The sequence below is a fragment of the Serratia grimesii genome (genome assembly GCF_900186025.1).
Lineage (GTDB): Bacteria > Pseudomonadota > Gammaproteobacteria > Enterobacterales > Enterobacteriaceae > Serratia > Serratia grimesii.
The window spans coordinates 4141034-4166005 of the sequence record NZ_LT883155.1 but is presented as its reverse complement, the minus strand read 5'-3'; the positions used below and the strand labels follow the sequence as shown (position 1 = coordinate 4166005).

Genomic DNA, 24972 nt, shown 5'->3' with positions numbered 1-24972 from the left:
TAATGAGCAAATCCATATCATAGATGAATAGACTAAGACTAAATAGATATTTTCCATCCAAGAAAGCGTGCGGCAATATTGGGGTATTCAACCATACCCTATGGATTTCAAGTTGCAGCTAGGCGACCAGCTCGCTCATCCCCAGGCGCTTACTTAAGTAGCTGGGGTGAGCGACAAATCTGCGACTTGAAATACGACAGGTAAGCAAATTTTGATTCGGGGATACCACCATGCCACGCGCTTTACACGACACAACGACCGCCCTTAATGCCGCTAACCTATTGGCCTTGCCTGGGCGTTTTGGTTGCCCGGTATGGGCCTATGACGCCACTATCATTAGCGAACGCATTGGCCAATTGCGTCATTTTGATGTGATTCGTTTTGCCCAGAAGGCCTGCTCGAATATTCATATTCTGCGTCTGATGCGTGAGCAGGGCGTCAAGGTGGACTCGGTGTCATTGGGAGAGATTGAGCGTGCATTGCAGGCCGGTTTTCAGCCGGGTGGTGAGCCAAGTGAGATCGTGTTTACTGCTGACGTGCTGGATCATGCGACGCTGGCGCGCGTCAGTGAATTGAAAATCCCAGTCAATGTCGGTTCGATCGACATGTTGGAGCAACTAGGTCAGGTGTCTGTAGAGCACCCGGTGTGGCTGCGTATCAACCCAGGCTTTGGGCATGGTCATAGCCAGAAAACCAATACCGGCGGAGAGAACAGCAAGCACGGCATTTGGTATGCCGATTTACCGCAGGCAGTGGCAAAAATTCAACAGTACGGCCTGAAACTGATCGGCGTGCATATGCATATTGGCTCTGGCGTAGATTATCAACATCTGGAACGCGTGTGTGACGCCATGGTGCAGCAGGTGGTCGATCTCGGTCAGGATATCAGCGCTATTTCCGCTGGCGGCGGTCTGTCGATCCCGTATCAATACGGCGAAGAGGCGATTGATACCGAACACTATTTTGGCCTGTGGAACCGCGCCCGTGAGCGTATTGCCGCCCATCTTGGTCACCCGATAAGCCTAGAGATTGAGCCTGGCCGTTTCTTGATGGCGGAAGCTGGGGTGCTGGTCGCTGAAGTACGGGCGGTGAAAGACATGGGCAGCCGTCACTTCGTGCTGGTAGACGCCGGTTTTAACGACTTGATGCGCCCGGCGATGTACGGCAGCTACCACCATATTTCTCTGTTGCCGGCTGATGGCCGCGATACTGCCAACCAGCCGCTACGCGATACTGTGATTGCCGGGCCGCTCTGTGAGTCCGGCGACGTCTTTACCCAGCAGGCCGGGGGGGGGATTGAAACCCGTGAACTGCCGCCGGTACAGGTCGGCGACTATCTGGTATTCCATGATACGGGGGCTTATGGCGCATCAATGTCTTCGAACTACAATAGCCGTCCGCTGTTGCCGGAAGTGCTGTTTGAGAACGGTGAGCCGCGCTTGATTCGCCGTCGCCAGACTATTGAAGAGTTGATTGCGCTGGAATTGATCTGATGACTTGGGCGCAGTTCAGTGCTGCGCCCAGATAAGTCAGTTGGCGTAGGGGCCGGGTACCACGGATTCCCGCAGCCGAAGTTCACCGGTAAAAGGTGAGAGCGGCTGAATGTTTTCTCTGTTAATCAAGCGGAAAGCCTGGCTGATAGCGGCTTCAATCATGACGTCGATCGGCAGATAAACGGTAGATAACGCAGGTTGTAAATAAGCGGCGCTGGGTTCGTCGTCGAAGCCGAACAGTGAGACATCCTGCGGCAGGCGTTTGCCCGCATCGTGCAATGCTTTCATCGCCCCCACCGCCATGTCATCGTTACAGGCAAACAGCGCACTGAAATTGCTATTTTCATCCAGTAACCGGCGCACCCCTTGATAACCACTTTGTACGCTGCTGTCGCCATAGGCGACACGAGAGGCATCGAAGGCAATCTTGTGATGCTCAAGCGCCTGTTGATAACCTGCCAGTCGCGCTTGAGCGGTAGGTGTTCTGATGGGGCCGGTAATACAGGCGATCTCGCGATGCCCTTGTTGAATCAGATAATCAACAGCATGAAAGGCGGCTTTTTGTTGTTCGAAGAACACGCAGCGTGCTCGTGCTTGCGGCAAATCGCGGTTGATCACCATGATCGGGACTGGCAGCCTGTCCAGTAAATCCATCAGTGCAGATTCGGACATAAAGCGGGTATAGAGAATAATGGCATCACAGCGCCGATCGGCCAGCAACTGCACTGCCTGGAGTTCATCTTCCGGTGTATCGTGGCCGTCGGTGACAATCAGGTGCTTGCCGCTGGCTTCAATCAACTTAGCGGCACGACGGAGCAGGCGGCCGAAGTAGGGGCCATCGAAGTTGGACACGACCAACCCGATGCTATTAGAGCTTTTATTCGCCAACGACTGGGCGAGAAAATTTGGGCGGTAACCCAATTCGTCCATCGCTTTGAACACGGCTTCTCGGGTACTCCCTTTCACCTGGCCGGTGCCATTTAACACGCGTGAAACTGTGGCTTTAGATACCCCCGCGCGAATGGAAACATCCAACATGGTGATCATCAGTGGCTTACCCCTTTCAACATCCGCTGGCGGCAAATAATGCTCAGTCTAGCATAGGGTTAGCTGTTGGCTGTGTGGCTTTTTATCGTGGTGATAGTGTGGCAGTTAAACGTGTGTAAATGAGAATCAGGCAATGAAAAAAGCGGACGCAATGACGAGTATTGTGCTTTTGGCTGACTTTCCTCAGTACCGTGAGCAGGTGATTGACTGGCAATGGCGGGCGTTCGGCAGTGAGAGCAGTCGAGCATTTTTCGCCAGTGTGGTAGACAGCAGCCTGCGTGGGGCAGATTTGCCCGTCACTTTTATCGCTCTGCTGGAGGGGAAACTGGTTGGCACTGTCGGTTTATGGCGCTGCGATCTGATTAGCCGCCAAGATTTAACGCCTTGGCTGGCGGCGTTGTACGTAGACGAAAACCAGCGCGGCAGTGGTCTGGGTCTGCGGTTACAGCAACACGTGCAGGATTACAGCCAGCAGCTCGGTTTCAGCAAGCTGTATCTCTACAGTGACTTCAGCGGTTATTACGAACGCCACGGCTGGCATTATATCGGCGACGCGCTGGATTATCCCGACCGCCCGGTACGGTTGTATCACCGGGCGTTGGGTTAGTTTTGCTCGTACACGTTATTGATGCTGGACACCGAGTGGCGGCGCACCAGCGTCGGACTAAACATGTTGGTAATCTCCGGCAGCGGCAGATTATTGGCCAGCGCCAGGGCTAATTCAGCCGCCTGGGTCGCCATGGCCACGACAGGGTAGCGAATGGTGGTCAGGCGTGGTCGCAGGTAGCGTGAAATCAGCACGTCATCAAAGCCAATCAATGACATCTGGCCCGGCACGTCGACGCTGTTGTCGCTGAGCACCGATAGCGCACCCGCAGCCATCGAATCGTTATAGCAGGTCACCGCGGTAAAGTTTTTACCCCGACCAAGCAACTCGGTCATGGCTTGCTCACCACCAATTTCGTCAGGTTCACCGTAGGCAATCAGCTTTTCATCCACCGGGATGCCATGTTCCTGCAATGCATCGAGATAGCCTTGCAGACGGTCGGCTGCGTCAGAAATCTGGTGGGTGGAACAAATGATGGCAATACGCTGATGCCCCTGCTGGATCAAGTGGCGGGTTGCCAGCCAGGCACCGTAGCGGTCGTCGAGTGCGACGCAACGGGCTTCAAAACCCGGGAGTGTACGGTTAATCAGCACCATGCCCGGGATTTGCTGCATCCAACCGCTTAATTCACGATCGGTCAGTTTTTTCGCATGTACCACCAGCGCAGCACAGCGATGGCGCACCAGTTGTTCGATCGCCTGACGTTCTTTTTCAGCATCGTGATAGCCGTTGCCTATCAGCAGGAAATTGTGGGTCGCGTAGGCCACCTGTTCTACCGCTTTGACCATGGCGCCAAAGAAAGGATCCGATACATCAGAGACAATCAACCCGAGCGTTTCTGTCGATTGCTGCGCCAGTGCACGGGCGTTAGCGTTTGGGTGGTATTGCAATTGTTCCATCGCGGCTTGCACGGCAGTGCGTGAGCCTTCGCTGGCTTTTGGGGAATTGTTTATTACACGGGATACCGTGGCCACGGAAACACCCGCCAGCCTGGCAACATCCTTTATGGTAGCCATATCTGTCATACATCCTGGGTAATCGCTTACATTCCTCAGTTTTGCGGAAAAAGTCCGGTGCTGCAAGCGCTGGCGATCGCAACTTGTGGTGGCTGTTGCAGATATGTGCGATTTATCGTGCGCTTAGGCTTACGGGGCGCATTAATAGCGCAATTTGTGCTTTGGATCCGCGTACCGGCTAATGTTACTTTTGTGCATCTATTCTTGTTTGAGAACCGCATGTCGATTAAACGTTATCCGCAACTTGCGCATTGGGGGGCATATACCGCCGTGGTTGAAGACGGCAGGCTTATCCGTTGTGAGCCTTTTGCCGATGATCCGGATCCTTCCCCGCTGCTCGACTCCATTGCGCCAATGGCCTATTCCGATAAACGTATCCGCAAGCCGGCAGTGCGCCGTTCCTGGCTGCAAAAGCGTGAAGGCAGTGATCGCACGTTGCGTGGTCGTGAGGATTTTGTTGAGGTTGACTGGGATCTGGCACTCGATCTGGTGGCGGAAGAAAATCGCCGTGTGCGCGATCGCTATGGCCCTTCAGGCCTGTTTACCGGTTCCTACGGTTGGTCATCCGCCGGTCGTTTGCATCATGCGCGTTCGTTGGTGCGGCGCTTTTATTTCAGCGGCGGTGGTGGCGTTGATCAGTTGGGTAATTACAGCTGGGGTTCGGCGCAGTTTTTCCTGCCGTATGTGATTGGCACCTTCACCCCATTGACCGGGCGTGTGACCAGTTGGCCCAGTGTGGTCGAGCACTGCGAGCTGTTTGTCGCCTTCGGCGGGCTGGCGTTAAAGAATGCCCAAGTGTCCTCTGGCGGCGCTGCGGAACATTCACTCAAACCGTGGTTGCAGAAGCTGGTACAGAAAGGTACCCCAGTGATCAACATCAGCCCGATGCGTGATGACTGCCCAGCATTTGTTAATGCCGAGTGGATCCCTATCCGCCCGAACACTGACGTGGCGTTAATGTTGGCGTTGGCGTATGAAATTCAGCGTCGAGGGGCGCAGGATGAAGCATTCCTTTATAGCCACTGTGCCGGTTACGACCAACTGGCGAATTATCTGCGGGGCGTGGATGACGGCGTGGCGAAAACGCCAGAATGGGCCAGCGCCATCACCGGCATTCCGGCGGCGCGCATAGCGTTGCTGGCGCAGCAATTGATTGGTGTGCGCAGTTTTATCACTTGTTCTTATTCAGTGCAGCGAGCCCACCGCGGCGAACAGCCCTACTGGATGATGATAGCGCTGTCGGCGATGCTTGGTCAGGTTGGGCTGCCCGGCGGTGGCTTCTCGTTTGGGCATGGCTCCATGAACGGCGTTGGCAACCCGCGAGTGGATACGCCGGGGCCAATGATGCCGGTGGGGGCGAATCCCTGCGGGTTGGCGATCCCGGTTGCGCGTATCTGCGACATGCTGTTGCAACCCGGCGAATCCTATCAGTTCCGTGGTGAAACGTTGCACTATCCGGATATTCATTTGGTGCACTGGGCCGGTGGCAATCCGTTCCATCACCACCAGCAGTTAAACCGACTGGTGGAGGGCTGGCAGAAGCCGGATACGGTGATTGTACAAGATATCTGGTGGACGCCAGCGGCAAAGATGGCAGATATCGTCCTGCCGGTCACGACTTCGCTGGAACGTAACGATATTGGCGGTTCATCGCGCGATCGCTACGTGTTGGCGATGCATCAGGCCATTGCACCACAGCATCAGGCGCGCAACGATTTTGATATTTTTGCCGATTTGGCGGAGCGATTAGGTTATCGCGAGCAATTTACTGAAAATCGTGATGAACGGGCCTGGATCGAATCTATTTATCAACAGTGCGGGCAGGCACAGGCAGGGACCGGTGTGGAATGGCCCGAATTCGACGATTTCTGGCATAAAGGTTACGTCGAGCTGCCGGCACCGGCGAAGGAATTTGTGTTCTTTGACGACTTCCGTGCCGATCCAAAAGCTAACCCGCTGCAAACGCCGAGCGGCAAGATCGAGCTGTTCAGCGAGAAAATCGCCGGTTATCGCTATGCTGATTTTGCACCGCATCCACAGTGGCAACCACCGGTTGAATGGCTGGGGTCGCCGCAGGCCAAAGAGTGGCCACTGCACCTGATTTCTATCCAGCCGAGCGACCGCTTGCATAGCCAGATGGATCCTGCACCACTGGCTCAGGGCAATAAAACCGCCGGCCGCGAGACACTGTATATGCACCCTGAGGATGCAGAAAAACGAGGTATTGCCAATGGCACTGAAGTGCAGGTCAGCAATGCGCGTGGCAGTTGTCTGGCGGGTGTTGCTATTACTGATGGTGTCACGCGTGGCGTGGTATTGATGGCTACGGGTGCCTGGTTTGATCCGGGGTTTGGTGCCCAACAGTTGCAGGTAGAACAGTCTGGCAATCCCAACGTATTAACGCTGGATATCGGCACCTCGCCGTTAACTCAGGGGCCGAATGCCATGAGCTGCCTGGTCGAGGTGAGCGTTCGTTAGGCAATATACTCTATGAATTTCGAGTTGGCCGCTTTAGCGCGTCCATGCGCTCGCGGCATTTGTACATCCCTGTACAGCACAGCTAGGCGACCAGCTCGCTCATTCCCAGGCGCTTACTTGAGTAAGTAACTGGGGATGAGCGACAAATCTGTCGGGAACAGATTTGAACGCTGCTTGCAGTGGCCCCGAAGGGGCAAGACCCATGGATGGATCTTGTAAAGCAGATAACAACGCTGCGGCTTGAAAGGCGACGGGTATAAACAGCTGCTTACACTTTGCGCCTTAATGTTGCGATTGCCTGCTGGCTGGTATTTGGCAGCACAGGGTAAATTGAACGTCCCAGAGGTATTGATTGGTGAGTCTCAGCAACTTGTTTGTTGAACCCATATTAATTTGCACCAACCTACGCAGATGCGTAGGTTTTTTTTTGCCTGAAGCTCAACCCACCCACCTACACAAAATCCTATTTTGTATTTTTCTCGCACAGGATTGTTTAGCTTTCATTGAGTTATTTCCACTGAACGCGGGAAATTTACAGCTGGTTGCATTTAGAGCAAAACTCTTGCGATTGATCGGTAGTTTCTTAATCGGCACCTCTCTAGAGTAGGTGATCCCAGAGGTATTGATTGGTGAGAAATCAGCATACTCTGTATGTTGAAGCCATTTTCAATTGCACCAACCTACGCGGATGCGTAGGTTTTTTTTTGCCTGCCATATAGTATTCTTTTCCCTACAACCATTTACGCTCATCTTGGCCAAAGGGAGAAGGGCATGATTTTTTCTATGCTGCGGGTGTTGTTCCGCCTGTTGTACCGGGTACGCGTCGAGGGTGACGTCCGGCATTTTGATCAGCAAAAACTGCTGATTACGCCCAATCATATCTCCTTCCTTGATGGCATTTTGTTGGCGTTGTTCTTACCGATCAAACCGGTGTTTGCTGTTTATGCCAGCATTGGCGATCGCTGGTTTATGCGCTGGCTGCGACCTTATATCGATTTTGTCTCGCTCGATCCTACCAAACCTATGGCTATCAAACAGTTGGTGCGCATGGTGGAACAGGGACGGCCGATTGTGGTTTTTCCTGAAGGGCGAATTACCGTTACCGGCTCGTTGATGAAGGTTTACGATGGTGCGGCCTTTATTGCCGCCAAATCGGGGGCGACCCTGGTGCCCATTCGGCTCGATGGCGCTGAGTTCAGCCCCTTTGGTCGTATGGCTGGGGTGTTTAAGATTCGTTGGTTCCCACAGATAAGCATCCGTATCTTACCCCCAACGTCGCTGCCGATGCCGGTTGCACCACGTGCCCGCGATCGCCGTGCGCTAGCTGGAGACCGTTTGCATCAGATTATGATGCAGGCGCGCATGGATACCCGTGAACCACAGACTTTGTTTCAGGCCCTGCTGGCGGCACAACACCGCTACGGTAGGGGCAAGCCGTGCATCGAGGATATTAACTTTAAGGAAGACAGCTACCAGACTTTGATCAAAAAGGCACTGGGTGTCAGCCGTATCCTGCAACGCTTTACAGCCGAGGCTGAGCATGTCGGCATGTTATTGCCGAATGCCACTATCACCGTCGCGGCGATTTTTGGCGCTTCGCTGCGTAACCGCATTCCGGCGATGCTCAATTACACCGCCGGATCCAATGGCCTGAAAAGCGCCATGACCGCCGCCAATATCAAAACTATTGTCACTTCGCGCCAGTTTCTGGAGAAGGGCAAACTGACACATTTGCCGCAGCAGGTACCTGAAGCTAACTGGGTGTACCTGGAGGATCTGAAAGACACCGTTACTCTGACAGACAAGCTGTGGATCCTGCGTCATCTGTTCCAACCGGCACGGGCCATGCTGCCGCAGCAACCGAATGATGCAGCGCTGATCCTGTTTACCTCGGGGTCGGAAGGCAATCCAAAAGGCGTGGTGCATTCTCACGCCAGTTTATTGGCCAACGTTGAGCAGATCCGCACCATCGCTGATTTCACACCGCGTGACCGTTTTATGTCATCGTTGCCGTTGTTCCACTCATTTGGCCTGACGGTTGGGCTGTTGACGCCGCTGATGACCGGCAGCCGTATTTTCCTCTATCCCAGCCCGCTGCATTACCGCGTGGTTCCTGAGTTGGTGTATGACCGCAACTGCACCGTGTTGTTCGGTACGGCGACCTTCCTCAATAACTATGCGCGTTTCGCTCACCCGTATGATTTTGCTCGTTTGCGCTATGTGGTTGCCGGTGCGGAAAAGCTGGCGGACAGCACCAAACAGATTTATCAGGACAAGTACGGCATCCGCATTCTGGAAGGCTATGGCGTGACGGAATGCGCACCTGTGGTGTCGATCAACGTACCGCTGGCGGCCAAGGTAGGTACTGTGGGTCGCATTATGCCGAACATGGAGGCGCGGCTGATAAAGGTGCCAGGTATTGATAACGGCGGGCGTCTACAGTTGAAGGGGCCGAATATCATGAAAGGCTATCTGCGGGTGGAGCGTCCGGGTGAGTTGGAGCCGCCAGCGGCAGAAGATGAACAGGGTAACCTGCAACCGGGTTGGTACGATACCGGCGATATCGTCACATTAGACGACCAAGGTTACTGCGTGATCCGTGGCCGGGTGAAGCGTTTTGCCAAACTGGCGGGCGAAATGGTTTCGCTAGAGAGCGTTGAACTGTTGGCACAACGCGTCGCGCCAGAAGGGCAGCACGCTGCCACGGTGAAAAGCGACAGCAGCAAGGGTGAAGCGCTGGTTCTGTTTACCACAGCAACTGGCATGACCCGCGAAGCTTTGCTGCGGGTGGCACGTGAATTGGGCAGCCCTGAACTGACGGTACCGCGTGATATCCGTATTTTGAAAACCTTACCGGTGCTGGGCAGCGGTAAGCCGGATTTTGTGACTCTGCGTAACATGGCTGAACAGCCGGAGACTGTCTGATGAACCCGACGTTGAATACTGATTCACCCTTGCTTTCGCGCAGTATGATTGCTGTGATTTGCGCCCAGTTTCTGTCCGCTTTTGGCGACAATGCGTTGCTGTTCGCCACGCTGGCGTTGATCAAGCAACAGCTTTACCCCGACTGGAGCCAGCCGATTTTGCAGATGGCATTTGTCGCGACCTACATCGTCTTGGCTCCTTTTGTTGGTCAAGTCGCAGACAGTTTCGCCAAGGGCCGGGTGATGATGGTGGCCAATGGATTGAAGCTGGCCGGCGCACTGGTCATCTGTTTTGGGCTTAATCCGTTCCTCGGCTATACCCTGGTGGGTGTAGGTGCCGCAGCTTATTCGCCGGCCAAATACGGCATTCTGGGGGAGATCACCAGCGGCGAAAAGTTGGTCAAGGCCAACGGCCTGATGGAGGCTTCTACCATCGCAGCCATCCTGACTGGCTCAGTGGCCGGCGGCATATTGGCCGACTGGCACATTGTGGCGGCGCTGGCGGTGTGTGCGGTGGTCTACGCGGCGGCGGTGATCGCCAATCTGTATATTCCTCGCTTGCCGGCGGCACATCCGGCGGTTTCCTGGACGCCGCGTGCCATGACACAGGCTTTCTTCAACGCCTGTGTGGTGTTGTGGCGCGACGGTCAGACACGTTTCTCTTTGATCGGTACCAGCCTGTTTTGGGGGGCCGGCGTCACGCTGCGCTTCCTGTTAGTGCTGTGGGTGCCGGTGGCACTCGGTATCGCCGACAACGCTACGCCGACGTTGCTCAATGCGATGGTGGCGGTCGGGATAGTGATAGGGGCCGGTGCGGCTGCACGCTTTGTCACACTGGAAACGGTGAAACGCTGCATGCCTGCCGGGATCCTGATCGGTGTCGCTGTAGCGATATTTGCACTGCAAACGACGCTGTTTAACGCCTATGCGGTACTGTTGATTATCGGCGTTTTGGGCGGCTTCTTTGTGGTGCCGCTGAATGCGCTATTACAGGAGCGGGGCAAAAACTCGGTGGGCGCAGGCAATGCGATCGCGGTACAGAATTTAGGGGAAAACACCGCAATGTTGCTGATGCTCGGCCTGTATTCTCTGGCGGTGAAAGTTAGTGTGCCGGTGGTTGGCGTAGGAATAGGTTTTGGCGTGGTGTTTGCGCTGGCGATAAGTGCGTTGTGGTTGTCGCAACGGCGGGCAAAATAACAGATGGGGCGCGGTTTACGCGCCCCACATGATTTATGGTGCAGGAATAGTAAAGCGGGTATGGATTTCTTCCAGCCCTTGAAGAACGTCTTCATTCAACACCACGTCGAAACTGTCGATGTTGGTTTTCAATTGTTCCAGCGTGGTGGCACCCAGCAGGGTGCTGGCAACAAAGGGTTGCTGACGTACAAATGCCAGCGCCATTTGCGACGGATCCAGCCCATGCTTTTTGGCTAATGCGACATACTCGGCAATTGCCCCCTGCGTTTGCGGCGCAGAATAGCGGTTAAAGCGACTAAATAGCGTATTACGCGCTCCAGCCGGCTTGGCGCCGTTCAGATATTTGCCGCTGAGTGTACCGAACGCCAGGCTGGAATAGGCCAGCAGTTCGACGCCCTCATGCTGGCTGATCTCGGCCAGGGCTATCTCAAAACTGCGGTTCAGCAAGCTGTAGGGGTTCTGAATAGAGACGATGCGCGGTAACTCGTGCTTTTCAGCCAATTGCAGATAACGCATCACGCCCCATGGCGTTTCATTAGACACCCCGATATAGCGGATTTTACCGGCACGCACCTGTTCGGTCAGGGCTTCCAGCGTTTCCAGCAAGGTAACGCTGGCTTTATCGTCGGTGTATTGGTAATTGAGCTTACCGAAGAAATTGGTCGCACGTTGCGGCCAATGTAATTGGTAGAGATCGAGATAATCGGTGTTTAGTCGCTTCAGGCTGGCATCCAGCGCGGCGCGGATGTTTTTTCGGTCTAATGCCTGCTGTGGGCGAATGCTGCTATCGGTGCCACGCACCGGCCCGGCGATCTTGCTGGCCAGCACGATTTTCTCACGATTGCCGCGTGCCTTGATCCAACTGCCGATATATTGCTCAGTCAGCCCCTGGGTTTCTGGACGGGGCGGTACCGGATACATCTCTGCGGTGTCGATCAGGTTGACGCCAGCGGCTAATGCATAGTCGAGTTGCGCATGGGCATCGGCTTCACTGTTCTGTTCGCCAAAGGTCATGGTGCCCAGTCCCAGCACGCTCACTTCTAAAGAACTGTGGGGAATACGGTGGTATTGCATTAACGGCCTTCCTTTCATGTTAGCGCTTACGGGCTGTACCGCCCGGTGAAACAGGAGCCAAAGGGCAGGCTGTGGCAAACAACCTGCAAGGCGGTATACCGCCTTTCTCGACTATAACCAAGCGGAGAAGATGGGGGAAGTGGATTCAGCGCGAGGGGAGGCTATCGCGCACCATAGGGGGACAGACCGTACATTCTTGACGCTGCATCTGTATTGGCTGTTGGCAGCCTTGATGCAGCGCCAATAATTTAAGAGATAGCGAGGGAATTAACGCTCAATAACCTGTGAAACCTGATCACCGTTGATTTGGCGGTGGTTACCTTTTTCATCTTTATAGCTGATCAGGCCGGTATCTTTGTCGATTTCCGGTTTACCCTGGGTCAGGATCATATTGCCGTCTTTAGTTGCCATGACGTAATCGCTGGAACATCCCGCCAACCCGGCGGCGATAACCAGTGCAGAAACTGCCATTACCCACTTTTTCATCCTGCCGATCCTCGTTTATGTATGCAGAAAAGAAGTCTCTTCTTAGATTAGCAAACTATAGATGTGCCGTGTTTCGGATAAGTCCTTATCTCTGTAAGAGAAAGTAGGGTGGAACGGTAGGGAGGAAGGCAGACAGTATTGCGGGAGCGGCTTTTGCACGCTCCCGCAGAGGAATTACTCAGATACCTGCTTTTTCTTGCTGCGCATCAAATTGAGCGCTTCGACCGACATTGAGAAGAACATCGCAAAGTAAATGTAGCCTTTAGGCACATGTATCTGGAAACTTTCCAGCATCAGCGTGAAGCCGACCAGGATCAGGAATGCCAGCGCCAGCATTTTCACCGAAGGGTGGCGGTTAACAAACTCGCCAATCGGGCGGGCGGCAAACATCATGACGCCAACAGCAATGACCACTGCCGCCATCATGATAAACAGGTGGTCAGACAGACCCACTGCGGTGATCACCGAGTCCAGACTGAAAATGATATCCAACAGCATAATTTGTACGATGGCACCGAGGAAACCGTGCACTTTCGTGTTGTGTTCTTCCTCTGAGCCTTCGATGGTTTCATGAATCTCTTTACTGGCTTTCCAAATCAGGAACAGCCCGCCCAGAAGCAGGATCAGATCGCGTGCCGAGATACTGTGTTCCATCACGGTAAACAGCGGATGGGTCAGACGGATCACCCAAGCGATAGAGGCCAGCAGCCCCAGTCGCATTAACATTGCACCCGCCAAGCCGATACGGCGCGCTTTGTTCTGTTGCGCTTTAGGCAGTTTGGACACCACCAGGGAAAGGAAAATAATGTTATCAATACCCAGAACGATCTCAAGAATGGTCAGCGTACCTAACGCTAACCAGGCATTGGGATCCACAATCCACTCGAACATTGCCCAGCACACCTTAATAAAAAGCCAAGGCTGAATTATACCCGTTTATTGATACGGCGACACCGTTAGCTAAACGCGGTCTAAACAAAAGTGATCAGATGAAAAAATGTCTTGCCAATAATGCGCCGGTAAAGCTTTTTTTCAGATAAAAGCCGCGCGGCAAGGTGAGGATCGGCTGACCGTGCTCGCCGATGGCTTCGGTTAGCGCTTTACTGTTGGCTGCCTTGGGCCGCAGTTGCAGTACTTCCCCGTGCCGGGCCGTGATCCGTTCAACGTGGCCGAGCACGATCAAATCCATCAGTTCTTCCCAGTCACGGCGTAGCATCTCTTCTTCAGCAGCATTCGGGCTCCATAACAAGGGTGAACCGATGCGACGTTGTGCCAGCGGGATTTGCCGTTCACCTTCAACCGGGATCCACAATACGCGCGCCAGTTTATAGCGTACGTGGCTGCTGGCCCAGGTTACACCGCTATTGCCGGTTAAAGGGGCAACGCAGACGAAGGTGGTCTCCAGTGGTTTACCGGTGGCATCTATCGGGATCGTTTTTAACTCAATACCCAACTCGGGGAAATCCTGCTCTGGTTTGCTGCCAGCCATGGCACCAAGGTATTGCTCCAATAGCATGCCAACCCAACCTTTATCACGCTTTAGGTCATTGGGGATAGCCAGCTGTGCACGCTCGGCCAGTTCACCCAGACTACAACCGGCTAGCTGCTGCGCCCGTTCAAACAGCTGTTGCTCATTTTCTGGAGGAGGGGGCAGAGGAGATAAAAACGCCATAATACAAGCCTGTTAGATTTGGTTGAAAAACGTACTGCATTTGTACACAGATAACTTTTGTCGGAAACGGCTGGGGAAAAGAATAATAGTAGCATGATTTTTCATGACTTTTTTTCTGACGCATGGCGGGGGAAAAATTCCTGACGACGCTTGTGCACCAGAAGCCACCGACAATAAACAGGATCTTACACCTATTTATCCACAGATTTATGGGATAACCCAAATTTTTGCCGATCACTGGTTCGATTTACAGCCTTGACGTGGGCACTTTTTTGCGAAATTGTCCGTTTTGTGCGTAACTTACGCGAATAATCTGTGGATAAAAACGACGTTGGTGGATCTTTCGCCAGCGTCGGATCCTAAGCGGACATAGATCACATTTTTACTCTATACATGTCTGTTGATAAGGCTGTAATTGCTTATTTTAAAACGATTAATGTGATTTTTATTTTTTCTTGGTTTTTGAGCTCCCCAGAGTTTTACCGGCTTATCCCTTGAGTTCTTCACACACCTATCCACAGAAAAAGTGAATAAAACCGGGGTGAAATGGCCCCACATGTTTATAACTTTGCCATTATCTGTGAGTTATCCCAATGTTATCCGGTTTGCAGGGCCGCAAAGCAGTGGTTTACCGCCTGTAGCTTGTGTGAAACAATCAGGGTATCTATGCGAATTTAAGCTTATCGAGGTAGTCCGGTGATCGATGATGATGGCTACCGCCCGAATGTTGGTATCGTAATCTGTAATCGTCAGGGGCAAGTCCTGTGGGCTCGCCGTTACGGTCAACACTCCTGGCAGTTTCCCCAAGGTGGGATTAACCCTGGTGAAACCGCAGAACAGGCAATGTACCGTGAGCTGTTCGAAGAAGTGGGGCTGAGTAAAAAGGATGTGCGTATCCTGGCCTCAACCCGCAACTGGTTGCGCTATAAATTGCCAAAACGTTTGGTGCGTTGGGACACAAAGCCGGTTTGTATCGGCCAAAAGCAGAAATGGTTTCTGTTGCAGTTAATGTGCAATGACGCTGATATCAATATGCAACGCAGCAGCACGCCGGAGTTTGACGGCTGGCGCTGGGTGAGTTTTTGGTATCCGGTGCGCCAGGTGGTGTCGTTCAAACGTGACGTATACCGCCGGGTGATGAAAGAATTCGCCGTGACCGTGATGCCAATGCAGGAGCAGGCAGCACAGCGGCAGACCCCCGCTTATCGCCGGAAGAGAGGTTAAGTTAAGCCGACTATGCTCACGCGCTTGCGAGAAATTGTTGAGAAGGTGGCCGCGGCGGCCAGTCTGACAGATGCGCTGGATCTTTTGGTTAATGAAACCTGTCTGGCAATGGATACGGAAGTCTGTTCCATCTATCTGGCGGACAACGACCGCCGTTGCTATTACCTGATGGCGACACGCGGGTTAAAAAAACCGCGTGGGCGTGCCATCGCGTTGGCATTTGATGAAGGTATAGTCGGGTTGGTCGGGCGTCGTGCGGAGCCGATTAACCTGGCAGACGCGCAAAGTCACCCCAGCTTCAAATACATTCCTCAGGTGAAGGAGGATCGTTTCCGATCCTTCCTCGGCGTGCCTATCATTCATCGCCGTCAGTTGCTGGGCGTGCTGGTAGTGCAGCAGCGTGAGCTACGTCAGTTTGACGAAAGCGAAGAATCCTTCATGGTGACGCTTGCCACGCAGATGGCCGGGATCCTCTCGCAGTCACAGCTTAACGCTATTTTTGGTCAATATCGTCAGACGCGTATTCGTGCACTGGCGGCATCGCCGGGCGTGGCGGTAGCGGAAGGCTGGCAAGACAGCAGCCAGCCATCTCTCGATCAAGTTTATAAGGCCTCGACACTCGATACCGCGAGCGAACGGGAACGTCTGACTCAGGCGCTTGAAGAAGCTGGGGCGGAATTCCGTCGCTTCAGCAAGCGCTTTGCCGCCAGCTCGCAAAAAGAGAGCGCGGCGATCTTCGATCTTTACTCTCACCTGTTGAACGACGCCCGTCTTAAGCGCGAACTCTTTGCCGAAATTGATGCCGGCTCTGTGGCTGAATGGGCGGTTAAACAGGTGATTGAAGTCTTTGCTGCGCAGTTCGCCAGTTTACAAGACACCTACATGCGCGAGCGTGCGAGCGATCTGCGTGCACTTGGCCAACGCCTATTGTTCCACCTCGACGACACCACCCAAGGCGCCACTCAGTGGCCTGCGCGTTTTGTGTTGGTGGCAGATGAACTGACCGCCACCCTGTTGGCCGAAATGCCGCAGGACAGACTGGTAGGTGTCGTCGTGCGTGACGGTGCTGCCAACTCCCATGCGGCGATATTGGTTCGCGCGATGGGCGTGCCGACGGTGATGGGGGCCGATATTCAGCCTGCGCTGCTCAGCCAGCGGCTGCTGATTGTCGATGGTTATCGCGGTGAACTGCTGGTTGATCCTGAACCGGTACTTGTTCAGGAATACCAGCGGCTGATCAGCGAAGAGCAGGAATTAAGCAAGCTGGCTGAAGACGACGTTGAGCAGCCGGCCCAACTCAAAAGTGGTGAACGAGTTCAGGTAATGCTTAACGCGGGTCTTAGCCCGGAACACGAACAATTGCTGGGTGGGCGGGTCGACGGCGTTGGCCTGTATCGCACTGAAATACCATTCATGCTGCAAAGCGGTTTTCCTTCAGAGGAAGAACAAGTCGCGCAGTATCAAGGCATGCTCCAGCTGTATCCGAACAAGCCAGTGACGCTGCGTACGCTGGATATCGGCGCCGATAAGCAACTGCCGTATATGCCGATCAGCGAAGAAAACCCATGTTTGGGCTGGCGCGGTATCCGTATCACACTGGATCAGCCGGAAATATTCTTGATTCAGGTGCGGGCCATGCTGCGTGCCAATGCAGGCACGGGCAATCTGGGTATTCTTCTGCCGATGATCACCAGCCTGGAAGAGATCGACGAGGCTCGACGTTTGATCGACCGCGCAGGACGGGAGGTTGAAGAGGTACTCGGGTATGAAATCCCGAAACCGAAACTTGGCATCATGCTAGAAGTGCCGTCGATGATCTTCATGATCCCGCATCTGGCCAGGCGTGTTGAGTTTATTTCGGTGGGCACCAACGATCTGACCCAATACCTGTTGGCGGTAGATCGCAACAATACCCGGGTGGCATCGCTGTATGACAGCCTGCATCCTTCCATGTTGCAGGTGCTTAAATTGATCGCCGTTCAAGCCAAGGCCGTCGGGCTGCAGGTCAGCTTGTGTGGTGAATTGGCCGGTGACCCTATGGGCGCATTGCTGCTGGTGGGCATGGGTTATCGTAATCTGAGCATGAACGGCCGCAGCGTGGCACGCATCAAATATCTGCTGCGACATATTGAGTTATCTGACGCCGAAGTGCTGACGCAACGGGTACTGAACGCGCAAATGACCACCGAAGTGCGCCATCAGGTCGCGGCGTTTATGGAACGGCGTGGCATGGGCGGTTTGATCCGCGGCGGTAAGTAAGGTCACGGACTGACTGATTTTTTTACAGAACTTTTCCCAGCAGGCCAGCCCGGAGGGGGTTAAGCTTATGCTATTATCCGCCTCCTCAACTGCGTTGAAAGCAGCGGAAAAGTAGTGTTTCTGCTGTGTTTTACCGCGTTTGGCACCTGCCGCCCCCGGATGGGGAAGAATAATAGACATGTTGTGGTGATAGATGACCAATAGCTATCTGGCGTTTCCTAAATTTGATCCGGTGATTTTCTCTATCGGCCCGGTCTCTCTGCATTGGTACGGTCTGATGTACCTGGTTGGCTTTGTATTTGCCATGTGGTTGGCGGTACGCCGTGCTAACAAGCCGGGCAGCGGTTGGACCAAGGATGAAGTAGAGAACCTGCTGTATGCCGGTTTCCTCGGTGTGTTCGTCGGTGGCCGCGTTGGCTATGTGCTGTTTTACAACCTGCCGCTGTTCCTGGATAACCCGCTCTATTTGTTTAAGGTCTGGGATGGCGGCATGTCGTTCCACGGCGGTTTGATGGGGGTGATCCTGGTGATGTTCTGGTTCGCTCGTCGCACCAAACGCACCTTCTTCCAGGTTTCTGATTTTATTGCCCCGCTGATCCCATTCGGTTTGGGTGCTGGCCGTTTAGGCAACTTTATCAACGGCGAGCTCTGGGGGCGTGTCACCACGGACACTCCATGGGCCATGCTGTTCCCTGGTTCGCGCAGCGAGGACGTGGCGATTGCCGCCGCCGACCCGCAGCTGTTGCCAATCCTGAATCAATACGGTGTGCTGCCGCGTCACCCATCCCAGCTGTATGAATTGCTGTTGGAAGGTGTGGTGCTGTTTATCATTCTGAACCTGTTTATCCGCAAACCACGGCCGATGGGGGCTGTCTCCGGCCTGTTCCTGATTGGTTATGGCGCATTCCGCATTATCGTCGAAGCTTTCCGCCAGCCGGATGCTCAGCTCGGCCTGTTCGACGGCGTCGTCAGCATGGGGCAGATCCTGTCCGTTCCAATGGTGGTGGCCGGTATTATTATGATGATTTGGGCGTACCGTCGTCGCCCGCAGCAACAACTGTCGTGAGGAACAAATGAAACAGTATCTGGATTTGATGAACAAAGTGCTCGCCGAGGGCACCCCTAAAGCCGACCGTACCGGCACTGGCACGTTGTCGATTTTCGGCCACCAGATGCGTTTCAATTTGCAGGAAGGGTTCCCGCTGGTCACCACCAAAAAATGCCACCTGCGTTCAATTATTCATGAATTGCTGTGGTTCTTGAACGGTGACACCAACGTGGCTTACTTGCGGGAAAACAACGTCAGCATCTGGGACGAATGGGCTGACGAAAACGGCGATCTTGGCCCGGTGTACGGCAAACAATGGCGCGCCTGGGGGGCTGCGGACGGTCGTCAGATCGACCAGTTGACCACCGTGCTGAACCAACTGAAACAGGATCCGGACTCGCGTCGTATCATCGTTTCTGCCTGGAATGTAGGTGAGCTGGATCAGATGGCGTTGGCACCATGCCACGCGTTCTTCCAGTTCTATGTGGCAGACGGCAAATTGTCCTGCCAGCTGTACCAGCGTTCCTGCGATGTGTTCCTCGGCTTGCCGTTCAACATTGCCAGCTATGCGTTGCTGGTGCATATGATGGCGCAGCAATGCGATCTGGAAGTGGGTGATTTCGTTTGGACGGGCGGCGACACACATCTGTACAGCAATCATATGGAACAAACCCAACTACAATTGACCCGCGAACCGCGCGCGTTGCCTAAGCTGGTGATCAAACGCAAACCGGCATCGCTGTTCGATTACCGCTTCGAGGATTTTGAAATCGAAGGTTACGATCCGCACCCAGCCATCAAGGCACCGGTTGCCATTTGATTTTCTCGGCATAATTTATCCCCAAGGGCGCACTGGTTGCGCCCTTACTTTTTCCTGCATACGCCTCGATTATCTCTGCGCTCTGTTTCTCATTTTTCTATGTTTTTCCTCCCGTTACATCAAAAGGTTGCGTGGCGTAATTCATGTCGGCTAAAGCACCCTTTCTCCTGAGGCATGCTTGCTTACACTGGCCGCTATGAATAACGAAACGATGTTTAACTCTGCTGGCCAATGTGGCATGACGCTCATTGAACTGTTGGTGGTTATGACCTTGGCAGGTCTGTTAACCGGTTGGGGAATCAGCCATTGGCGTGATTACCAGCAGGCCTTGCGGTTGGAACATACCGCACAACAGTTGCTGGCTTTTCTCACACGCATGCAAGCGGACGCTAACTGGCGTAATCGCACGGCGTTGCTGGGTGTTAAAACCGGTGCGCGCTGGTGCATTCGCAACGGCCTTGCCCCGTCGGATTGCAAAGCGAGCGGCGATGATGTCTTCATTCCGCATTACACGGATGTGCAGCTGGCAGGTTATACCCAAAAAGAGATGGGCTTCTATGGTCTGCGTAACAATGCACAAGCTGGGCATATCGTACTGAGTAACGGTGCCGGTAGCCTTCGGATGGTGTTATCTGCCAAGGGGCGACTGCGGTTATGCAGTGAAGGCGTGAGCATAAGAGGGATTGCCACATGTCAGCCTTAGAGCGCGGTTTTACCTTGCCAGAGGTAATGTTGGCACTCACATTCGGCAGCCTGATTGCGTTGGCGGCGGCTAAAACTTATCCGGTCTTGCGTCAGCACAGTGTCGATGTTGGCCGGCATTATCGGCTGGAATCGGTGCTGCGGCAGCTGGCTTTTGGCATAGAGAAAGATCTACGCCGTGCCGGTTTCTGTGCGGGTCAGTGCCGGGGAAAGCCCATGCTGATTAGTCATGCCAGCGGTGAGGCTGCGGACAGTTGCGTGATCGTTGCCTACGACATCGCTCGCAACGGTCGCTGGGAAGCCTCCGGCGCTGATGCCAGCTACTTCGGCTACCGTCTTCGACAGGGCATGCTGGAAGGGCAACGTGGTGTAAAGCACTGCAGCGGCACGGGCTGGGAACGTCTACTCGATAACGACGAGGTACGCATTGAAACCTTTAACCTCAAGGTCAACACGGGCGACAGAGGTAAAACCTGGGTTGCGCTGGCATTGACTGGTCGCTCGAAAGCCAATAGCGGTATACGGCGCAGTTTGCATTGGGCAATTAATATGGCTTCGCTACCATGAGTCTGGGCAAGCAACGAGGTGGCAGCACCCTGGCAGCAGTGATGATGTTGTTGGTGCTAGGGTTGATGTTACTGAATGCTCAGCATCGCCAACTGGACAGTGCCTTACTGCTGTCGTCCGACGAGAAGCACTACCTACAGGCCTACAATCAGGCTGTTTCGGCACTCAGTTGGGGCGTGGCACAATCCTGGCCGCGCGATCGTCTTGTCACCACTGATTGGTGGTGTCAGAAAACTGATGCATTGCGTGCCTGCGCAAAATTGTCTGCTCAGACGGGCATTGTGCTGGTGCGCGGTGAAGCCGAGATGAATCATGGGGAGCCGCTGCGGATATATCAACGGACGAAGCCTGACGGGACGGAAAGTTCGATCGGACTGGTTGCAGAAGCGGGGGGCTGGCTGGATTTTTGCCCTGAAAAAAAACAGGTGGATTGTGCAGAGTAAGCAGCAAGGCTTCAGTCTGCCGGAGGTGATGATTGCTGCGTTGCTGTTCGCGGTGTCGCTGCTGGGATTGTTACAGTATCATCAGGTGCTGTTGCAGTCGTTCCAGCGTCAGTGGCAGTATCGACAGGCTTGGTCGTTAGCGCATCAGCAATTAGAGGTTTTCGCCGCAACTGGACGCGTGGATGCAGGGCTATCGTTACCTACGCTGGGGTGGCTGCTTGATACAGAGCTGAGTACCCCGCAGCCCTTCTGCCAACGGCTGACGGTAAAAATACAAACGCCCCAGCGACAGTGGGCGAAACTCAGTCGTTGGTACTGCAAACGCCAGTGAACCGGCAGAAATTTTGTTTTAAGGGAGCTCCCAATGTTTAGGGTTTATCATTCCAACCAGTTGGATTTGCTGAAAACGTTGACCAGCGCGTTGATAGCCAGAGAGCCATTGGCCGATCCTTTTCAACAGGAAGTGGTATTGGTGCAGAGCCCCGGTATGGCGCAGTGGCTACAGATGCAACTGGCTGAACAGTTTGGCATTGCTGCTAACATCGCTTTCCCGCTGCCGGCCACCTTCATCTGGGACATGTTTACGCGAGTTTTGCCGGGGATCCCAAAAGAGAGCGCCTTCAGCAAAGACGCCATGACCTGGAAGCTGATGTGGCTGCTGCCCGATCTGCTCACCCAACCTGAATTTTCCCCGTTGCAGCATTATCTCACCGACGACGGCGACAAACGCAAAATTCACCAGCTTGCCGGCCGGGTAGCTGACCTGTTCGACCAATATCTGGTGTATCGCCCGCAATGGCTGGAAAGCTGGCAGAAAGGCGAGCGCATTGACGGACTGGCGGAAGCACAACAATGGCAGGCTCCACTATGGGCGCGACTGGTCGAATACACCCAGGAGTTGGGGCAACCGGAATGGCACCGTGCCAATCTGTATCGTCGCTTTATCAGCGCACTGGAAAAAGCAGAACAACCGCCGGCGGGATTACCGCCGCGGGTATTTATCTGCGGCATTTCCGCCTTGCCGCCGGTATACCTGGAAGCGCTGCAGGCATTGGGGAAGCATATCGATATTCACCTGATGTTCACCAATCCATGTCGCTACTATTGGGGCGACATTCAGAGCCCATCATTCCTGGCGAAGTTACAGAGCCGTAAACGGCAGCACTATCGCGACAAAATGGAATATGCATTATTCAGGGATCCGGATAATGCCGCTTCACTGTTCAATGAAGAGGGTGAACAAGACTTGCCGAACCCGTTGTTGGCCTCATGGGGCAAGCTGGGACGGGACCATCACTTTTTACTTTCGCAGATCGAATCCTCTCAAGAGGTTTTTGCTTTCGTTGATGTCCCTGCGGACAATCTGCTGCATAGCATTCAGCACGATATGCTGGAGTTGAAGAACAGTGCAGTGATCGGCACCACGCCAGAAACGTTGGAAAGTAGCGCCACTAAACGCCAACTCGATCCTGACGATCGCTCAATTAGTCTACATGCCTGCCACAGCCCACAGCGTGAAGTTGAAATATTGCACGACCAGTTGTTGAGCATGCTGGCAAACGATCCTGAGCTGACGCCGCGTGACATCATCGTGATGGTGGCGGATATCGACAGCTACACGCCTTATATTCAGGCGGTATTCGGCAATGCTTCACCTGAACGCTATTTGCCGTTTGCCATCTCTGACCGAAAGGCCAGCCAGGCACATCCGGCGTTGCAGGCGTTTATTTCGCTGTTGGATCTACCGCAGAGTCGCTTTACGTCAGAACAGGTGCTGGCACTGTTGGAAGTCCCTGCATTGGCTGCGCGTTTCTCCATTCGTGAGGAAGGGTTGCGCCTGCTGCGCCACTGGGTTGGAGAGTCTGGTGTTCGCTGGGGGTTGGATGACGACAACGTACGCGAATTGGATTTGCCCGCGACCGGCCAGCACACCTGGCAATTCGGTATTACGCGTATGCTGCTGGGTTACGCCATGGACAGCAACGCCGGTGATTGGCAGGGCGTATTGCCATACGACGAATCTAGTGGGTTAGTTGCTGAACTGGCTGGCCAACTGGCGGAGCTGCTGGCGGCGCTGAGTCGTTGGCGGCAACGTCTGGGGCAGGCACGCTCCCTGGCAGAATGGCAGCCACTGTGTCGTCAACTACTTGATACCTTCTTTGAACAGGACGTCGAAACAGAAGTCGTGTTGGCGCTGATTGAACAGCAATGGAACAAGCTGTTCGAATACGGCTTGGCGGCGCGCTATCCCGATGAGGTGCCGTTGTCTATTTTGCGTGACGAGCTGGCGGCACGTCTGGATCAGGAACGTATCAGCCAACGCTTCCTCGCTGGGCAAATCAACTTCTGTACGCTGATGCCGATGCGTTCCATTCCATTCGACGTGGTTTGCCTGCTGGGCATGAACGATGGGGTTTACCCGCGTACTTTGCCGCCGCTGGGTTTTGATTTGATGGCACAACAGATGAAGCGTGGCGATCGCAGTCGTCGTGATGATGACCGCTATCTTTTCCTTGAAGCGATTCTGTCGGCACAGAAACGGCTCTATATCAGCTTTATTGGCCGCTCTATCCAGGATAACAGTGAGCGTTACCCTTCTGTTTTGGTGACTGAACTGTTGGAGTACCTGGAACAAAGCTATTGTTTGCCGGGCGATGAACATCTGGACGCTGATGGCAGTGCTCACCGCGTGGGCCAACACTTGCTTAACTGGCATTCGCGCATGCCGTTTGCTGCCGAGAATTTTCTGCCTGGTCGCGAGGATCAAAGCTATGCGGCTGAATGGTTGCCCGCTGCCGATAGGCGTGGTGCGGCACATCCACCGTTTAATCAGCCATTATTGCCGGAGGCGCAAACGCAGGTCTCGCTGGATGATTTGCTGCGCTTCTACCGTCATCCTGTCCGTGCTTTCTTCCAACTGAGGCTGGGCGTCAGTTTCATTCTGGAAGAAACCGAACTGCCGGATGAAGAACCCTTCACGCTAGATAATCTCAGCCGCTATCAGTTCAACAGCCAATTGCTGAACACTTTAATCGATGGCGAGGACGCTACGCGCCTGTTTCAGCGGGTACGTGCTGCTGGCGGTTTGCCTTTTGGCCCCTTCGGCGAAATTTATTGGCAGAAGCAGCAGGAAGAGATGACCGAACTTGCCGAACAGGTGCGCGCTGAACGAGGGGAAGGACATAGCCTGGAACTGGATATCGATATTGCTGGGGTGAACATCAGCGGGTGGTTGCATCAGGTACAAGACGATGGGCTATTGCGCTGGCGGCCGTCAACGTTGTCGGCTGTTGATGGGATATTGCTGTGGCTGGAACATCTGGTGTACTGCTGTGTCGGTGGTACTGGAGAAAGCCGCATTTATGGACGCAAAGGTGCCGCCTGGCGTTTTGCCGCGTTAAGCGCGGAAGAGGCTCGCGACCACTTGGCTGAGCTGGTAACGGGTTACCAGCGTGGCCTGTGCCAACCGTTACTCTTGCTGAATAAAAGTGGTTGGGCGTGGCTGAGCCAGTGCTACCAGCCTGAAACGCAGCAGATTGATTGGGATGACGAAGTACAAATCAAGGCTCGGGCTAAACTGCTGCAAGCCTGGCAGGGCGATCAGCGTATTCCTGGCGAAGGCGAGGATCCTTATATACAGCGGGTGTTCCGCCAATTGGATAATATTTATTTAGCGCAAATTCTGGCCGAAACAGAACGTTATCTGTTGCCGGTGGCACGGCATAACCTTGGGTAACAATCCCCCAGTGGTACTGATGGCCTTGTGGTGGTAAAAATAATCAGGGTTATATTCAACTATCGGGGTTAGCCTCGGTCTTACATAACGTACAGGCATATAGACCCGTTGCCTTTCAAGCTGCAGCTTGAAATTCACAGGGTACAGATTTTGATTGTGTCGTTTTGATGTACGCCGTC

Annotated in this window: 20 protein-coding genes; 14 read left to right on the top strand and 6 right to left on the bottom strand. The window is 54.0% G+C overall.

Features of this window, described 5'->3' with window-relative positions; genetic code table 11:
* Positions 1-230 precede the first annotated feature (230 nt).
* Positions 231-1493 (top strand): diaminopimelate decarboxylase, encoded by a 1263-nt coding sequence (gene lysA, locus SGBXF1_RS19555; RefSeq protein ID WP_186427399.1) that lies wholly within the window; start codon positions 231-233, stop codon positions 1491-1493.
* Positions 1494-1529: 36 nt separating this feature from the next.
* Here lysA and SGBXF1_RS19550 read toward each other — a convergent pair whose 3' ends face one another.
* Positions 1530-2540: a LacI family DNA-binding transcriptional regulator gene (locus tag SGBXF1_RS19550; RefSeq protein ID WP_186427398.1), complete on the bottom strand. Its 1011-nt coding sequence runs from the start codon at positions 2538-2540 to the stop codon at positions 1530-1532.
* Between the two features lie 151 nt (positions 2541-2691).
* Between SGBXF1_RS19550 and SGBXF1_RS19545 the strand changes: the two genes are divergently transcribed.
* Positions 2692-3147: a GNAT family N-acetyltransferase gene (locus tag SGBXF1_RS19545; protein WP_186427397.1), complete on the top strand. Its 456-nt coding sequence runs from the start codon at positions 2692-2694 to the stop codon at positions 3145-3147.
* Here the strand turns inward: SGBXF1_RS19545 and galR are convergent.
* Positions 3144-4163, bottom strand: a complete 1020-nt coding sequence (gene galR / locus SGBXF1_RS19540) for an HTH-type transcriptional regulator GalR (protein WP_037418395.1) — start codon at positions 4161-4163, stop codon at positions 3144-3146. The genes SGBXF1_RS19545 and galR overlap by 4 nt on opposite strands.
* A 219-nt stretch (positions 4164-4382) precedes the next feature.
* Between galR and SGBXF1_RS19535 the strand changes: the two genes are divergently transcribed.
* The 3 genes from SGBXF1_RS19535 (at position 4383) to lplT (ending at position 10762) form a co-directional block, all read left to right on the top strand.
* Positions 4383-6641 carry a molybdopterin guanine dinucleotide-containing S/N-oxide reductase gene (locus SGBXF1_RS19535; RefSeq protein ID WP_186427396.1) on the top strand — a complete coding sequence of 753 codons (2259 nt, stop codon included), beginning with the start codon at positions 4383-4385 and terminating at the stop codon, positions 6639-6641.
* 771 nt (positions 6642-7412) lie between these two features.
* Positions 7413-9566, top strand: a complete 2154-nt coding sequence (aas, locus tag SGBXF1_RS19530; RefSeq protein ID WP_186427395.1) for a bifunctional acyl-ACP--phospholipid O-acyltransferase/long-chain-fatty-acid--ACP ligase — start codon at positions 7413-7415, stop codon at positions 9564-9566.
* Entirely contained in the window at positions 9566-10762 is a 1197-nt protein-coding gene (gene lplT, locus SGBXF1_RS19525) for a lysophospholipid transporter LplT (RefSeq protein WP_186427394.1), read from the top strand. The genes aas and lplT overlap by 1 nt, the downstream gene beginning before the upstream one ends.
* Positions 10763-10795: 33 nt before the next feature.
* Here lplT and SGBXF1_RS19520 read toward each other — a convergent pair whose 3' ends face one another.
* From SGBXF1_RS19520 to mutH, 4 genes are all read right to left on the bottom strand, one after another.
* The gene (locus SGBXF1_RS19520) at positions 10796-11836 is read right to left on the bottom strand and encodes an NADP(H)-dependent aldo-keto reductase (protein ID WP_186427393.1); all 1041 of its coding nucleotides are present in this window, start codon (positions 11834-11836) and stop codon (positions 10796-10798) included.
* Positions 11837-12103: 267 nt separating this feature from the next.
* The gene (locus SGBXF1_RS19515) at positions 12104-12322 is read right to left on the bottom strand and encodes a YgdI/YgdR family lipoprotein (protein WP_037418405.1); all 219 of its coding nucleotides are present in this window, start codon (positions 12320-12322) and stop codon (positions 12104-12106) included.
* 174 nt (positions 12323-12496) lie between these two features.
* Complete coding sequence (locus tag SGBXF1_RS19510) at positions 12497-13213, bottom strand: TerC family protein (protein ID WP_130381891.1); 717 nt, start codon at positions 13211-13213, stop codon at positions 12497-12499.
* Between the two features lie 94 nt (positions 13214-13307).
* On the bottom strand, positions 13308-13994 hold the full coding sequence (gene mutH, locus SGBXF1_RS19505) for a DNA mismatch repair endonuclease MutH (RefSeq protein WP_037418409.1): 687 nt from the start codon (positions 13992-13994) through the stop codon (positions 13308-13310).
* A gap of 696 nt (positions 13995-14690) precedes the next feature.
* Between mutH and rppH the strand changes: the two genes are divergently transcribed.
* The 9 genes from rppH to recC all read left to right on the top strand — a co-directional run bounded on the left by rppH (position 14691) and on the right by recC (position 24793).
* On the top strand, positions 14691-15218 hold the full coding sequence (gene rppH, locus SGBXF1_RS19500; RefSeq protein ID WP_012146527.1) for an RNA pyrophosphohydrolase: 528 nt from the start codon (positions 14691-14693) through the stop codon (positions 15216-15218).
* A 12-nt stretch (positions 15219-15230) separates the two neighbouring features.
* A complete protein-coding gene (gene ptsP, locus SGBXF1_RS19495; protein ID WP_037418411.1) occupies positions 15231-17477 on the top strand; it encodes a phosphoenolpyruvate--protein phosphotransferase in 2247 nt (748 codons plus the stop codon).
* A gap of 193 nt (positions 17478-17670) precedes the next feature.
* The gene (gene lgt / locus SGBXF1_RS19490) at positions 17671-18543 is read left to right on the top strand and encodes a prolipoprotein diacylglyceryl transferase (protein ID WP_037418414.1); all 873 of its coding nucleotides are present in this window, start codon (positions 17671-17673) and stop codon (positions 18541-18543) included.
* Between the two features lie 7 nt (positions 18544-18550).
* The gene (thyA, locus tag SGBXF1_RS19485) at positions 18551-19345 is read left to right on the top strand and encodes a thymidylate synthase (RefSeq protein WP_061808448.1); all 795 of its coding nucleotides are present in this window, start codon (positions 18551-18553) and stop codon (positions 19343-19345) included.
* 196 nt (positions 19346-19541) lie between these two features.
* Entirely contained in the window at positions 19542-20048 is a 507-nt protein-coding gene (locus SGBXF1_RS19480; protein WP_186427392.1) for a prepilin peptidase-dependent protein, read from the top strand.
* A complete protein-coding gene (locus tag SGBXF1_RS19475) occupies positions 20036-20614 on the top strand; it encodes a prepilin peptidase-dependent protein (protein WP_186427391.1) in 579 nt (192 codons plus the stop codon). The genes SGBXF1_RS19480 and SGBXF1_RS19475 overlap by 13 nt, the downstream gene beginning before the upstream one ends.
* On the top strand, positions 20611-21057 hold the full coding sequence (locus SGBXF1_RS19470) for a YgdB family protein (protein WP_238320986.1): 447 nt from the start codon (positions 20611-20613) through the stop codon (positions 21055-21057). Before SGBXF1_RS19475 ends, SGBXF1_RS19470 begins: the two co-directional genes overlap by 4 nt.
* A 28-nt stretch (positions 21058-21085) precedes the next feature.
* Positions 21086-21388, top strand: coding sequence for a prepilin-type N-terminal cleavage/methylation domain-containing protein (locus SGBXF1_RS19465; protein ID WP_420329908.1), 303 nt, complete (start codon positions 21086-21088; stop codon positions 21386-21388).
* Positions 21389-21421: 33 nt separating this feature from the next.
* Positions 21422-24793 (top strand): exodeoxyribonuclease V subunit gamma, encoded by a 3372-nt coding sequence (gene recC / locus SGBXF1_RS19460; protein WP_186427389.1) that lies wholly within the window; start codon positions 21422-21424, stop codon positions 24791-24793.
* Positions 24794-24972 lie beyond the last annotated feature (179 nt).